Here is a 13,205-nt window from a genome sequence, read left to right as displayed (position 1 = left end):
CAGGCACCTCAGAGGTCTCTGATGAAGACTCTCAGCCGGAGGCCGGATTTCCGGCCCGGTCCGGAGTTATCCACAGGCTCGGCGAGAAGTTCCGCTGTCGCGCTACGGTCGTCACCGAGAGTAGTTACGACTCACGGGGGAGGACCACCATGTCCGTCGGCGATGCTCAGACACAGACCCGGAACGACAACGTCGGGGAAACGAACACGACCGCCTTGGCCGCGACGGCCGAGGCGGTGGAGACCGCGGGGAGAGGGCCACGGGCCGTCGGCGCCGACCGGGCCGCGCGGGAACTGGAGCTGCGGCGCGGCGAGTTCGAGCTCGCCGCGCAGCTCGGGCACATCCGTACCATCACCAGCGCCGTCGCGACGACCGCCGGCTCGACCGCCGGGATGACCCTGGGCCGACGGCAGGTCACGCGTCTGGAGATCGGCCGTCTACGGGCGGCGGAGGGATTCCCGGACACCCTGCGCGAGCGGGTGCGGACCGTGGGCACGGCCGAGGGGGCGGCGCTGATGCCCGTCAGCCCGGGACGCTTCGCGCAGCTGGCCCGGTCGGGGTTCATCGTGCCGGTGAGGTTCTATCTCAATCGCTATCGCGCGGTCGTATGGCTCTATCTGGCCGAGGAACTACGGTCCTTCGCCACCAGAGAACCGGCTCTCCTCGCCGGACGGTTCCCACGGCCACTGCGGGCCGGTCTGGAGGCGGGGGAGGACTGGCGTCCGCGCAACTGGCGGGGCCGCCGCATCGGTCAGTTGCTGCACGAGAGCGGGGACCCCTGGGAGCGGGCCGCCATCGCGGGCTGTGTGCTCGATCCGGTCCAGCTGGCCGAGCTGGTGGCTGATCCGTACGAACGGGCCTATCTGGAGCGGCTGCGGCCGGACCTCGGGCAGGGCCGGGCCGAGTCGGAGGCGGCACGGACGGCGGTTCGGCGTCTGCTGGTCGCAGACCACCCGGACGAGATCCAGTGGCACCGGGCCAGTCTTGACACGCTGCTCACGGCGGCCCGACGCACACGCCCCGCCCCGCGCCCCGGCAGCTCTCGTGGCTCTCTCCCGCGTGCCGGGGACCCTGCCCCGAGGTATGAGGAGACAGCACCAGCACCAGCACCATCACCAGCACCAGTACTCGGACATGACATCGCATCCGGACGCGGAATCACATCCGGGGACGAACCCGCGCCCGCACTGGCATCCGAGTCGACGGCGGTGGCGCACGAACCACCGCGCGAGGGCGGCCGCCGGGGGCTCCTGACCCGGCTGCGGGTCAGGAGCAGGAGGGAGGGAGACCGCCCTCGTGTCACGGTCCGCAGCTGAGCTGGTGGTGTCGGGTGGTGTACGAGCCGGAGCCCGGCGGCGGCCGGGGGCGGCGGCCGGGGGCAGCGGCCTGCGGCGGATGTCAGGAGGTGACGCGCAGGACGAGCTTGCCGCGGGTCCGTCCCCGCTCGCCCCGGCGGTGTGCCTCGGCCGCGTCGGCCAGCGGAAGGACGTCCTCGACCTCGACCTTCGTGACGCCCTCGTCGATCAGCCCCGCGATCCGGGTCAGGGAAACGCCGTCGGGCTCCACCAGAAAGGCGGTCGCGCGTACACCCTTGGCGCGGGCCGCGTCGTAAAGCCCGGGGGAGATGCCGGAGGGCACGGCGACGAGGACGCCGCCCGGCCGCAGGGTCTCGAGTGAGCGGGTGCTTGTCGCGTCGTGCCCGTCCCCGACGAGATCGATCACCACGTCGACGTCGCGTACGGCGTCCTCGAACCGGACCGCGGTGTAGTCGACGAGCTCGTCGGCGCCGAGCGAGCGCAGCCAGTCGTGTTTGGCGGCGCTGGCGGTGCCGATGACATGAGCGCCGAGGTGCTTGGCGAACTGCACCGCGAAGTGGCCCACACCGCCCGCGGCGGCATGGACGAGAACACGCTGTCCCGGCTCGACCCGCGCGGCGTCGGTCAGCGCCTGCCACGCGGTGAGCGCGGCCAGCGGTACCGCCGCGGCCAGTTCATGGCTGACCGACGCGGGCTTCCGGGCGAACTGGCGGGAGGGCGCGGTCACATACTCGGCGTAGGCGCCGGCCTGCCGGGGGAACCACGGCATCCCGTACACCTCGTCGCCCACCTGAAGGGTGTGGACACCGAAACCGACCGCCGTCACGACGCCGGAGACATCCCAGCCCAGCACGAAAGGAGGTTCCCCCAGGACGCCGGACATACCGCCGCCCTCGCGGGTCTTCCAGTCGACGGGGTTCACCCCCGCCGCGTGGACCCGTACCTGTACCTCGGTCGGCAGGGGTTCCGGCCGTGCCAGCTCGGTGAGCCGGAGTACCTCGGGTCCGCCCAAGGTGTCCTGGGTGATCGCGCGCATCGTCTTCGCGTTGTCGCTCATCGCGGTTCTCCTGTGGTGCGTGCGGGGGCGACTGCGTACCCCCGGCGGCTGCTGTCCGACGTCCGCAAGCTATCTCCGGGGTATTGGTTTCCCGCAAGGGCAATTACTATCTCCTGGGAAGTATGCAGCTCGGGGCAGTATGGAGGGACGCGCGATGGCCATCACCTGTACGACGGGCCGACACGCCGAGCACGACGTCTACGCGGCCCAGTGCCCGTGCCGGGATGTGCTCGATCTGCTGGCCAACAAATGGGCCGCGCTGGCGATCGGCGCGCTGGAGGAGGGGCCGCAGCGGTTCGGGGCGCTGCAGCGACGGCTGCAGGGCGTCAGCCCCAAGGTGCTGACGAGCACCCTGCGCAGGCTGGAGGACCACGGCTTCGTCGACCGCACGGTCTATCCGGCCGTGCCGCTCCATGTGGAGTACGCGCTCACGGCGCTCGGCGTGAGCGTCTCCGAACCGCTCCGGCAGGTACGCGCCTGGGTGGAGAACCATCTCGACGAGATCGGGTCGTCCGGCCCGGAGGAGGGCGCCTGTGTCACTGCCGGAGGTGACTCACCACATTGACCACCCGGCCGTTGGGATCGGTGACGAAGAACCGCCGTACCCCCCACGCCTCGTCACGCAGGGGGTAGACGATCTCGGCTCCGCTCGCGACGACCGCCGCGTACACCGTGTCCACGTCGTCCACCTCGATGCTCAGATCGGGGACGACGGCGACGGACTCGTCATGCCGCATCAGCGTCAGCTGCGCGCTGGGCTGGGAAGGGGAGGCGAGCGTCATGACCCAGCCCAGGTTCATGACTTCCTCCAGTCCGAGGAGTCCGTAGAAGTCCCGGCTCTCCTTCATGGCCTCGGACCGGATGTCGGGTACGACTCTGCGGACGGACATCGGTGGCTCCTGTCGTGAATGCGGGCGGTCCCGCGTGCCCCATCCTTCCCCGAAGCGGGGCCCGTTGTCCGTCGTCAGGGCCGGACGTCACCGGTGACGATGGTGCGTTCCGCGGAGAACTTGCCCCAGTTGCCGTCGGGCAGCTTGGCGCGGATCTTCACCCGGTAGGTCTCGCCGGCCTTCTTGCTCGCGTACACGCTGTAGGTGGCCCGGCCCGTCGGAGGCTCGCCGCCCCAGATCAGGGTCGTCGCGAACTTCCCGTCGAGATAGATCTGGTACGAGGGGACCTTGCCGCCGGTCTTCGGCGCCAGCCAGGACAGATCCACGTAGTGAGCGCCGTCGGCGGCGTGTGTCGCGGCCCGGAAGTCGATCGGCGCGGTGTCGGGATCGTCGCCGGGGCCGCGCGGGGTCGTGATCTCCACGGCCCGGCTGGCGGGCGAGGTGTTGTCGGCCGCGTCCCGCGCGGTGACGGTGAAGCTGTAGCGGGTCCCCGGCCGCAGCTGGGTGAGCCGCGCGCCGGTCGCCTTCCCGTCGACGCTATGGATCTTGGAGCCGCCCTGGTAGATGTCGTACGAGGTGATGCCCTGGTCGCCCGCCGCCGCGGCCCAGTTGAGCCGGGCGCCCCGGGCGCCGTCGCTCTTGCCGGTTACCCCGGTCGGCTGTGCCGGAGCCTTCTTGTCCTCGGCGACCGCGGCCGGTGTGGTGACGGCCAGTTCGCCGCTGGGCGGGGAGACGGTTCCCTCGGCGCCCCGGGCCCGGACGCTGAAGGTGTAGGCGGTGGACGGCTTCAGCCCGGTGACATCGATCATGCTCTGGCCGGCCGGGACGTCCTTGATCTTCGTCTTGCCCCGGTACACCTCATATCCGCTGACTTCGTCCTTGCCGGCGGCCGGCTTCCACATGACATGGACGGAAGTGGCACTCCCGGCCTGGGCCGTGACGCCGGCAGGCGCCGAAGGCGCCTTCGCGGCCTTGTCGCCGGTGCCGCACGCGCCCAGCGCGAGGACGGCGGCGGACGCGAGGGCGGCAAGGCTGAGGGTCCTTCTCATGGCCGTGTCCTCCACCTGGGGGCAATGGTCTAGACATATATGACACAGGTGTCGGGTTCACATCAAGGGGCAGGCGGAATCCGATGACGGATCATCACGACACCCGCGCGCCACGGCGCCCGGCCCGACACGTCGCCCGACACGCCGCCCGGCACGTCGGGCCGGGACCTGGTGCGTCCCTCGCACACCATGGGCGTGACGCAGTGAAGACACCGGAAAGGGACCTGAATCGTGCAGATCGACCTCACCGGCAAGACCGCACTGGTGACAGGCTCGACGCAGGGGATCGGCGCGGCCATCGCGGCGGGACTCGCCCGCGCCGGGGCCCGCGTCGCCGTCAACGGGCGCGGCGCCGACTCGGTGGACGCGGCGCTGGAGCGCCTGAGCGGGCAGGTGCCCGACGGTGAATTCCTCGCCGTGCCCGGTGACATCGCCTCGGACGAGGGGGCCCGGCAGGTGCTCGACGCACTGCCCCGGGCGGACATTCTCATCAACAATCTGGGCATCTTCGGCGCCCGGCCCGCGCTGGAGATCAGCGACGAGGAGTGGCGGCGGTACTTCGAGGTCAATGTCCTGACCGCGGTCCGGCTCACCCGGGCCTATCTGGGCGGGATGACCGAGCGGTCCTGGGGGCGCGTCCAGTACATCGCCAGTGACTCCGCGATCGCCATCCCCGCCGAGATGATCCACTACGGAGTGTCCAAGACCTCGCTGCTCGCGGTCGCCCGGGGATTCGCCAAGGCCGCGGCGGGCAGTGGCGTGACCGTCAACTCCGTACTCGCGGGGCCGACGCACACGCCCGGTGTGGAGGAGTTCGTGTACGGGCTGATGGGCTCGTCGCTCCCCTGGGACGAGGCACAGCGCGCCTTCATGCTCGAACACCGCCCGCAGTCCCTGCTCCAGCGGCTGATCGAGCCCGAGGAGATCGCGAACATGGTGGTCTACCTCAGCTCGCCGCTCGCCTCGGCCACCACCGGGGCGGCGATCAGGGTCGACGGCGGGCTCATCGACTCGATCGTTCCCTGACCGGGACACCTTCCGGCCCCGGTCAGGGAACGATCGAGTGGCGATGCGGGGAGCCGGTCAGGCGATCTGGTGGACCAGCTGGTTGGCGAGCTCGTAGCGGGCACCGACGATGGCCAGCTTGCCCGTGGACACCCTGGCCGCCAGGTCGGGCTCGGCGGCGAGGCGGGAACGGATCATCTTGACGTTGGCGCTGACGGTGGCGTCAACGCGTGCGTCGCCCTGCTGGGTGTGATCGATGGCGGGCTTGATCTGGTCGGCCAGATACTGGATGTGGGACGGCAGCCGCTCGCCCGTCTCGTCCGCCTCGACCGCCGCGGCGACGGCGCCGCACGACTGGTGGCCCAGGACGAGGACCAGCGGGATCTCCAGCTCCAGCACGCCATAGGCGATGCTGCCGAGAACGGCCTCGTCCAGGACCTCGCCGGCCGACCGTACGGTCATCAGGTCGCCCAGCCCCTGATCGAAGGCGAGCTCCGGGGCCACCCGGGAGTCGATGCACCCGAGGACGACGGCGAAGGGGTGCTGTCCCGTCACCAGGGACTGCCGCACGGTCGCGTTCTCGTGCGGGTGCTGCTGGCGGAAGGTTCGCCAGCGCTTGTTGCCCTCGGAGAGCTCGTGAAGTGCCTGCTCGGGGGTTGCCGGGCGGGTGCTCGTCGGACGGGTGACGGTCGCGCCCGCGGAGGGCACGGCAAGCGTCACGCCCGCGGTGGCGGCGGTTCCGGCGAGGGCCGCGCGAAGCAGCGTCCTGCGAGGTGTTCCCGTGGACGTGGAGGGTCTCTGAGTGTGTCTGCTCAATATCACGGCCGGAGACTATCCGTGACAACCTTGGCCAACGATTTCACTTGGTGATCTGTTGACCATGTCTTGAGCCAACTGTGGCTCGAACAGAGCGGTTTCGGAGCGAGTTCCGTGTTCGTTCCCCTGTCGTTCGGCTGTTGGACCCGAGCGGGAAAGCCGTCGGTCTGTGGTTGCATGGTTCGGTGAATCGACAGACTATGCCTACGGCCGATGACATCCCCATGTGTGATGTCCGGCGTCGCGGCAGGGATGACCTCGACGCATGTGTGCGGGTCCTGGCCGAGGTGCACAAGGGCGACGGATACCCGGTGAACTGGCCGGAGCACCCCATGGGCTGGCTCGCTCAACCCGTCCAACTCGACGCCTGGGTCGCCGAATTGGACGGCCGGATCGTCGGCCACCTCGCACTCTGCCCGGCGGGCGAGGGCGATGTGGCCCCCGCGCTCTGGAGCAGCCGCGCCGGCACCAGCATCCGTGAGACCGCAGTGGTGAGCCGCCTGTTCGTCGACCCCTCGGTGCGCGGTCACGGGATCGGCGCCCTGCTCATGGCCCAGGCGGCGAGGGAAGCCAGACACCGCGGTCTGCACCCCGTACTGGACGTGGTGTCAACCGACGCCGCCGCGGCGGCACTTTACGAACGCATGGGCTGAAGTCTGCTCGCCGTCGTCGATCAGCGCTGGGCCCCGGGGCAGACGGTCACCGTCCGCTGCTACGCCGCGCCCGCCTAGATCCAACCGCCGCAAGGACGATTCGAGTTGCGGGGCCACCGGGCGCCATGGCCCCAGGGCCGCCGTCCGGCCCCGTAACCGCGCGATACCCCTTTCGCGGCCTGATGCAGAGGAAGAGGGCCCGTAGCCGAGGCCCGGCAGTGACACGGACGGGGGAATTCTCACCACCCGCCGACGGCCGTCACGCGCTCAACGCCCCAGGCGCCGCGTCGAGCTGCGCACCACCAGCTCCGGCTGGAGGACGACGGAACGATGCGTGTGACGCTCCGCGTCCGGGCCCGTCTCGTCCATCAGCATCTCCGCCGCCGCCCGTCCCATCGCGGCGGCAGGCTGTCGTACGGACGTCAGCGGTACGACGGCCGCCGCCGCGAACTCGATGTCGTCATAGCCGACGATCGACACATCGCCGGGCACATCCACCCCCGCCCCGTACATCGCCTGCAACACGCCCAGCGCGAGCAGGTCATTGGCGCAGAACACGGCGGTGGGGCGGTCGGCGAGACCCAGCAGCCGCGCCCCCGCGTCGATACCGGAGGCCACATCGAGCCGCGCCGACTCGACCTGCCGCAGGGCCTCTTCGGGCAGACCCGCCTCGCGCAGGGCGGCCAGCGCGCCGGTACGGCGGTCCCGGCACTGGGGGAGCGACATCGGGCCGCTGATGTACGTGACGGACCGGTGCCCGGCCGCCAGCAGATGCCGGACGGCGAGTGCGCCGCCGGCCACGTCGTCCACCGATACGGAGCACCCCTCGGCGGCGGGCACCGCCCGGTCGACATGCACGAACGGAATGCCCCGGCGCGCGAAGTCCCGTACGTTGCCGCCGGTCGTGTCGGCCGGGGTGAGCAGGACCCCGCGCACCCGCTGCTCGGCGAAGAGCGCCAGATACTCCGCCTCCTCGGCCGTGCTGCCCGCGCTGTTGCAGAGCATCACCCCGAGCCCCGCCTCCCGCGCCGCGCGCTCCGCGCCCTTGGCGACGGCGACGAAGAACGGGTTCGCCATGTCGAGCACCAGGATGGCGAGGATCCGGCTGGTACCGACCCTGAGCTGCCGCGCCGTCTCGCTCCGTACGAAACCGAGCTGGTCTATCACCGCCCGCACCCGCACGCGGGTGTGCTCCGACACCTTCTCGGGCCGGTTGAGCACATTCGAGACGGTGCCGACCGAGACCCCCGCCAGCCGGGCCACGTCCTTGATACCGACCGTTTGCGCCACGCGTCCTGCCCGTTCTGTCACATCGCGTTGGTTCCCCTGACCGAGTGGACCATCCTAACGGGGGACGGGGCCCCGCCGGATATATCACCCAGAGGCATGTCACCACAGGTATGTCCCCTCGGACGGGTCCACCGGGAGACATATCAGCGCCGCGCGCCCTCCCCGGCGAGCAGCGCGGCGGCCCGGTCCCAGCCGGTCCTGTCCCCGGTGGGCTCGTACCGGCGCGGCTCCAGCGTGGCGCGGAGCAGGGCGCGCAGTTCGGCGAGACCGCCCCGGACAACGCCCGCGGCACGCGCCTGGACGAGTACGTTGCCGAGCGCGGCGGCCTCGGCGGGACCCGCGAAGACGGGCAGCCCGCAGGCGTCCGCGGTGAGCCGGCACAGCAGTTCGTTGTGGGCGCCGCCGCCGACGACATGCACGGTGTCCACGGCGCGGCCCGACAGCCGCTGGGCGTCCTCGATCGCCCCGCGGTGCGCGAGCGCCAGGGAGTCGAGGACACAGCGGGTGATCTCGGCCGGGGTCCGCGGCGCCGGGACTCCGACGTGGCGGCAGGCGTCCCGGATACGGTCCGGCATACCGCCGGGCGCGAGGAACGCCGGATCGTCGGCGTCCACGAACGACCGCAGCCCCGGCACCTCCGCGGCCTCCCGCAGCAGCCGGTCGAGCCGCTGCGGAGCGCCCTCGGCCTCCCAGGTCCGCAGACACTCCTGGAGCAGCCACAGTCCCATGATGTTGCGCAGATAGCGGACCGTGCCGTCGACGCCCAGCTCATTGGTGAAGTTGGCGCGCCTGCTCTCCTCGGTGACCACCGGGGCGTCCAGCTCCAGGCCCGCCAGAGACCAGGTGCCGGTGGCGACATAGGCGAACCGGTCCCCGGAGGCGGGCACCGCGGCGACCGCCGAGGCCGTGTCGTGGGAGCCGACGGCCGTCACCGGAACCGGGCCGGTCAGCCCGGTCTCGGCGAGCACCTCGGGGAGCAGCCGTCCCGCCGGATCGCCCGGACCGCGCAGCGGCGCGAAGAGCGTCAGATCGATGCCGAGCGTGTCGGCGACGGAGCGTGACCACTCCCGGGCCCGGGGGTCGATGAGCTGGGTGGTGGAGGCGTTGGTGAGTTCGGTCCCCTCCTCGCCGGTGAGCCAGTACGCGATCAGATCGGGGATCAGCAGCAGCCGGCGCGCGGCGCCGAGCGCCGGACTGCCGTGCGCGGCGGTGAGCTGGTACAGCGTGTTGAACGGCAGGTGCTGGAGGCCCGTGGCCTCGTACAGCGCGGACGGTGACAGCAGCGCGCCGACCTTCGCCGCCTCGCCCTCGGTACGGCTGTCGCGGTAGTGCACCGGATTGCCGAGCAGCGCGCCGGAGGCGTCCAGCAGCCCGTAGTCGACGGCCCAGGTGTCGATCCCGACGCCCGCGGGCGCGCGCCCCGCCGCCGCGCCGGCCGCCCGCAGTCCGTCCAGCACGCCTCCGTACAGCGACAGGATGTCCCAGTGCAGCGTGCCCATGGTCCGTACCGGCCGGTTGGGGAAGCGGTGGACCTCCTCCAGACGCAGTGTCCCGGCGCCCCGGCCGGAGACATGCCCGACCATGACACGGCCGCTGGACGCGCCGAGGTCGACGGCGGCGAAGGGGAGCGGTTCGGTGGGCGGCACGATGACCTCGTCGGAACTCGTCGAACAGCGGGAGCGGGAGAGAGAACAGCGGGAGTGAGGGCGAAGGGGAGCGGGTACGGCGGAGCGGCGAGCCGGGCCGGTGCGCGTGGCCCGGTCCGGCTCGCTCCGCCGTGGCGTCAGCGCAGGAACGCCGCCGCGACCCCCGCGTCCACCGGGACATGCAGCCCCGTCGTATGGCTCAGCTCACCGCCCGTGAGGGCGAACACCGCGTTGGCCACATGCTCGGGCAGCACCTCCCGCTTGAGGATCGTCCGCTGCGCGTAGAACTCGCCGAGCTTCTCCTCCGCCACGCCGTACACTGCGGCGCGCTGCGCGCCCCAGCCGCCCGCGAAGATCCCGGAGCCGCGCACCACCCCGTCGGGGTTGACGCCGTTGACGCGGATGCCGAGGCCGCCCAACTCGGCCGCGAGCAGCCGCACCTGATGGGCCTGGTCGGCCTTGGTCGCGGAGTAGGCGATGTTGTTCGGGCCCGCGAACACCGCGTTCTTGGAGGCGATATAGACGAGGTCACCGCCGAAGCCCTGGTCCGTCATCACCCGGGCCGCCTCGCGCGACACCAGGAACGAGCCGCGCGCCATGATGGAGTGCTGGAGGTCCCAGTCCCGGGCCGTGGTCTCCAGCAGCGGCCTGGAGATCGAGATACCGGCGTTGTTGACGACGAGATCCACTCCGCCGAAGGCGAGCGCCGCCGCGTCGAACGCCGCCTTGATCTGCTCCTCGTCGGTCACATCGACGCTCACCGCGACGGCCTTGTCCGCGCCGCCCAGTTCGTCGGCGACCGCCGTCGCGCTCTCGGTGTTGAGATCGGCGACCACCACACACGCGCCCTCGGCGACCAGCCGGTGCGCGATGGCCCGGCCGATCCCGGAGCCCGCGCCCGTCACCAGCGCCACCCGGGAGGCCAGCGCCTTCGGGGCCGGCATCCGGCGCAGTTTGGCCTCCTCCAGCTCCCAGTACTCGATCCGGAACTTCTCGGACTCCTCGATCGGCGCGTACGAGGAGACGGCCTCGGCGCCGCGCATCACATTGACGGCGTTGAGGTAGAACTCCCCGGCGACCCGGGCGGTCTGCTTGTCCTTGCCGAACGAGAACATGCCCACGCCCGGCACCAGCACGATCGCCGGGTCCGCGCCGCGCATCGGCGGCGAGTCGGGCGACGCGTGCCGCTCGTAGTAGGCCCGGTACTCCTCGCGGTACGCGGTGTGCAGCTCCGCGAGCCGCTCCCGCACCCGCTCCAGCGGCGCGTCGGCCGGCAGATCGAGGACCAGCGGGCGGACCTTGGTGCGCAGGAAGTGGTCCGGGCAGGAGGTGCCCAGGGCCGCCAGCCGCGGATGCTCCGCGCGGGAGAGGAAGTCGAGGACCGGTTCCGTGGCCGTGTAGTGGCCGACCTGGGGCCGGTCGGTGGAGGCGAGACCGCGGATCAGCGGGGCGAGCGCCGCCGCCCTGGCCCGTCGCTCGGCCTCCGGCAGCGGCTCGTATCCCTCCTGTACGGGGCCGAACGGCTCGGGCGTGCCCCGCTCGGCGAGAAACGTCTCGGCGGTACGGATGATGTGCAGGGAGTTACGTTCGCACTCCTCGGAGGTGGCGCCCCAGGCGGTGATGCCATGGCCGCCCAGCACACAGCCGATGGCCCGCGGATGGGCCTCCTTGACCGCGGCGATGTCCAGGCCCAGCTGGAAGCCGGGGCGGCGCCAGGGCACCCAGACCACGGTGTCGCCGAAACACTCGGCCGTCAGTTTCTCGCCGTCGGCCGCGCAGGCCAGGGCGATCCCCGAGTCGGGGTGGAGATGGTCCACATGCGGCGCGTCGACCAGCCCGTGCATCGCGGTGTCGATGGACGGGGCGGCCCCGCCCTTGCCGTGCAGGCAGTAGTCGAACGCGGCGACCATCTCGTCCTCGCGCGCCACACCCGGGTAGACCCCGGTCAGCGCGCGCAGCCGGTCGACGCGCAGCGCGGCCAGTCCACCGGCGGTGAGCGTGCCCAGGTCGCCGCCGGACCCCTTGACCCACATCAGTTCGACCTCGTCACCGGTCACCGGGTCGGTGGCGGATCCCTTGGCCGAGGTGTTGCCGCCCGCGTAGTTGGTGTTGCGCGGATCGGCGCCGAGGCGGTGCGAACGGTCGAGCAACTGAGCTGCCACAGGATGGATATGGGGCTGGTCGGTCATCATGTCCCTCTGTGAGGTGCGGTCTTCGCAAGGGCGGGGGTACGGGGTGAGCGCTCAGGCTCCCCAGCCGGCCTGGGTGCCGCCGATCCGCTCGGCGACGATCTTCTCGCCGTAGCCGGAGGCGTGGTAGGCGGCGACCGGGTCGGCGTCCGCGCCCAGTTCGGCACGGACCTTGGCGACCAGCGGGCGCACATCGGTGTTGAAGGCGTCCATCAGCGCCGCGTTCGCCGCCAGCACATCGCCGGAGCGCTGCGCCGCGTCCAGCGCGTCCGCGTCCACCAGCAGCGCCTTGGCCGTGGCCTCCTGGACGTTCATCACCGACCGGATGATCGCCGGGATCTTCTCCTCGATGTTGTGGCACTGGTCGAGCATGAACGCGGTCCGCGCGGTGAACCCGCCGCCCTTGATCACCTCGTACATGATCCGGAACAGCTGGAAGGGGTCCGCGGCCCCGGCCATCAGATCGTCGTCCGCGTAGAAGCGGGAGTTGAAGTCGAAGCCGCCGAGCTTTCCCTCGCGCAGCAGCAGCGCGACGATGAACTCGATGTTGGTGCCCGGCGCGTGGTGTCCGGTGTCGACGACGACCTGCGCCTTCTCGCCCAGCTTGAGGCAGTGCGCGTACGCCGTGCCCCAGTCCGGGACGTCCGTGGCGTAGAAGGCGGGCTCGAACAGCTTGTACTCCAGCAGCATCCGCTGCCCCTCGCCGAGCCGCTCGTACACCGCGGCGAGGGCTTCGGCCAGCCGGCCCTGGCGCGCGGAGATGTCGTCCTGGCCCGGGTAGTTGGTGCCGTCGGAGAACCACAGCTTCAGATCGCCGGAGCCGGTGGCGTCCATGACGTCCACGCACTCCAGCAGATGCCCCAGTGCCTTGCGCCGGACCGCGGCGTCCGGATGGGTCACGGACCCCAGCTTGTAGTCGTCGTCCTGGAACACATTGGAGTTGATAGCCCCGATGCGCAGGCCCAGTTCGCGCGCCTCGGCGGCGAGCGCGCCGTAGTCGTCCACGCGGTCCCAGGGGATGTGCAGGGCGACCGTGGGAGCCACGCCCGTGTGCGCGTGCACCCGGGCGGCGTCCGCCAGTTTCTCCTGTGGAGTCCGCGGCACGCCCGGCTGGGTGAACACCTTGAAACGGGTGCCCGAGTTCCCGAACGCCCACGACGGCGTCTCGACAGCCTGTGACTTCAGCGCGTTCTTCACAGCGGACACGGCGGATCGACCCGTCATCTCTCAGCGCTCCCGTGGTGCGGACTCGGCGGGCGAGTCGGTGCAGCGATTCCTTATGAATCGTTTCATC

At 71.1% G+C, this 13,205-nt stretch carries 11 protein-coding genes and 1 pseudogene; 4 read left to right on the top strand and 8 right to left on the bottom strand.

Annotated features, from left to right (window positions below; genetic code table 11):
• Nucleotides 1–149: 149 nt before the first annotated feature.
• Nucleotides 150–1,316, top strand: coding sequence for a DUF6397 family protein (locus CU044_RS00505; protein ID WP_129766341.1), 1,167 nt, complete (start codon nucleotides 150–152; stop codon nucleotides 1,314–1,316).
• An 82-nt stretch (nucleotides 1,317–1,398) separates the two neighbouring features.
• On the opposite strand, the gene CU044_RS00500 is transcribed toward CU044_RS00505, so the two are convergent.
• Nucleotides 1,399–2,373 (bottom strand): NADP-dependent oxidoreductase, encoded by a 975-nt coding sequence (locus CU044_RS00500; protein ID WP_240045245.1) that lies wholly within the window; start codon nucleotides 2,371–2,373, stop codon nucleotides 1,399–1,401.
• 154 nt (nucleotides 2,374–2,527) lie between these two features.
• Here CU044_RS00500 and CU044_RS00495 point away from each other — a divergent pair, with 154 nt between their 5' ends.
• Nucleotides 2,528–2,938, top strand: coding sequence for a helix-turn-helix domain-containing protein (locus CU044_RS00495; RefSeq protein WP_129766340.1), 411 nt, complete (start codon nucleotides 2,528–2,530; stop codon nucleotides 2,936–2,938).
• Here CU044_RS00495 and CU044_RS00490 read toward each other — a convergent pair.
• Nucleotides 2,910–3,263 carry a VOC family protein gene (locus CU044_RS00490; protein ID WP_129766339.1) on the bottom strand — a complete coding sequence of 118 codons (354 nt, stop codon included), beginning with the start codon at nucleotides 3,261–3,263 and terminating at the stop codon, nucleotides 2,910–2,912. The two genes, CU044_RS00495 and CU044_RS00490, sit on opposite strands and share 29 nt — an antisense overlap.
• 74 nt (nucleotides 3,264–3,337) lie before the next feature.
• On the bottom strand, nucleotides 3,338–4,312 hold the full coding sequence (locus CU044_RS00485) for a fibronectin type III domain-containing protein (protein WP_129766338.1): 975 nt from the start codon (nucleotides 4,310–4,312) through the stop codon (nucleotides 3,338–3,340).
• A gap of 231 nt (nucleotides 4,313–4,543) precedes the next feature.
• On the opposite strand from CU044_RS00485, the gene CU044_RS00480 reads away from it, so the two are divergent.
• A complete protein-coding gene (locus tag CU044_RS00480) occupies nucleotides 4,544–5,338 on the top strand; it encodes an SDR family oxidoreductase (RefSeq protein ID WP_129766337.1) in 795 nt (264 codons plus the stop codon).
• Between the two features lie 57 nt (nucleotides 5,339–5,395).
• Here CU044_RS00480 and CU044_RS00475 read toward each other — a convergent pair whose 3' ends face one another.
• Entirely contained in the window at nucleotides 5,396–6,139 is a 744-nt protein-coding gene (locus tag CU044_RS00475) for a carbonic anhydrase (protein WP_129766336.1), read from the bottom strand.
• A gap of 218 nt (nucleotides 6,140–6,357) precedes the next feature.
• Here CU044_RS00475 and CU044_RS00470 point away from each other — a divergent pair.
• Nucleotides 6,358–6,864, top strand: a pseudogene (locus CU044_RS00470) (GNAT family N-acetyltransferase).
• Nucleotides 6,865–7,053: 189 nt separating this feature from the next.
• Here the strand turns inward: CU044_RS00470 and CU044_RS00465 are convergent.
• From CU044_RS00465 to rhaI, 4 genes are all read right to left on the bottom strand, one after another.
• Nucleotides 7,054–8,076: a LacI family DNA-binding transcriptional regulator gene (locus CU044_RS00465; protein ID WP_129766335.1), complete on the bottom strand. Its 1,023-nt coding sequence runs from the start codon at nucleotides 8,074–8,076 to the stop codon at nucleotides 7,054–7,056.
• A 143-nt stretch (nucleotides 8,077–8,219) separates the two neighbouring features.
• Nucleotides 8,220–9,722: a rhamnulokinase family protein gene (locus tag CU044_RS00460; RefSeq protein WP_275670157.1), complete on the bottom strand. Its 1,503-nt coding sequence runs from the start codon at nucleotides 9,720–9,722 to the stop codon at nucleotides 8,220–8,222.
• A gap of 137 nt (nucleotides 9,723–9,859) precedes the next feature.
• A complete protein-coding gene (locus CU044_RS00455) occupies nucleotides 9,860–11,911 on the bottom strand; it encodes a bifunctional aldolase/short-chain dehydrogenase (RefSeq protein ID WP_129766334.1) in 2,052 nt (683 codons plus the stop codon).
• A gap of 54 nt (nucleotides 11,912–11,965) precedes the next feature.
• Nucleotides 11,966–13,135 carry an L-rhamnose isomerase gene (rhaI, locus tag CU044_RS00450; protein ID WP_129766333.1) on the bottom strand — a complete coding sequence of 390 codons (1,170 nt, stop codon included), beginning with the start codon at nucleotides 13,133–13,135 and terminating at the stop codon, nucleotides 11,966–11,968.
• Nucleotides 13,136–13,205: the final 70 nt, after the last annotated feature.

The organism is Streptomyces sp. L-9-10 (genome assembly GCF_004151105.1).
In the GTDB taxonomy this organism is placed as follows: domain Bacteria; phylum Actinomycetota; class Actinomycetes; order Streptomycetales; family Streptomycetaceae; genus Streptomyces.
Note: the sequence above shows the minus strand (reverse complement) of the source record. Positions and strands in the feature narration are given on the sequence as shown.

What these genes read in the sequence shown, in the direction of transcription:
- CU044_RS00505 (WP_129766341.1), top strand. Translation starts at nt 150, where the DNA reads ATGTCCGTCGGCGATGCTCAGACACAGACCCGGAACGACAACGTCGGG.
- CU044_RS00500 (WP_240045245.1), bottom strand. Translation starts at nt 2,373, where the DNA reads ATGAGCGACAACGCGAAGACGATGCGCGCGATCACCCAGGACACCTTG.
- CU044_RS00495 (WP_129766340.1), top strand. Translation starts at nt 2,528, where the DNA reads ATGGCCATCACCTGTACGACGGGCCGACACGCCGAGCACGACGTCTAC.
- CU044_RS00490 (WP_129766339.1), bottom strand. Translation starts at nt 3,263, where the DNA reads ATGTCCGTCCGCAGAGTCGTACCCGACATCCGGTCCGAGGCCATGAAG.
- CU044_RS00485 (WP_129766338.1), bottom strand. Translation starts at nt 4,312, where the DNA reads ATGAGAAGGACCCTCAGCCTTGCCGCCCTCGCGTCCGCCGCCGTCCTC.
- CU044_RS00455 (WP_129766334.1), bottom strand. Translation starts at nt 11,911, where the DNA reads ATGACCGACCAGCCCCATATCCATCCTGTGGCAGCTCAGTTGCTCGAC.
- rhaI (WP_129766333.1), bottom strand. Translation starts at nt 13,135, where the DNA reads ATGACGGGTCGATCCGCCGTGTCCGCTGTGAAGAACGCGCTGAAGTCA.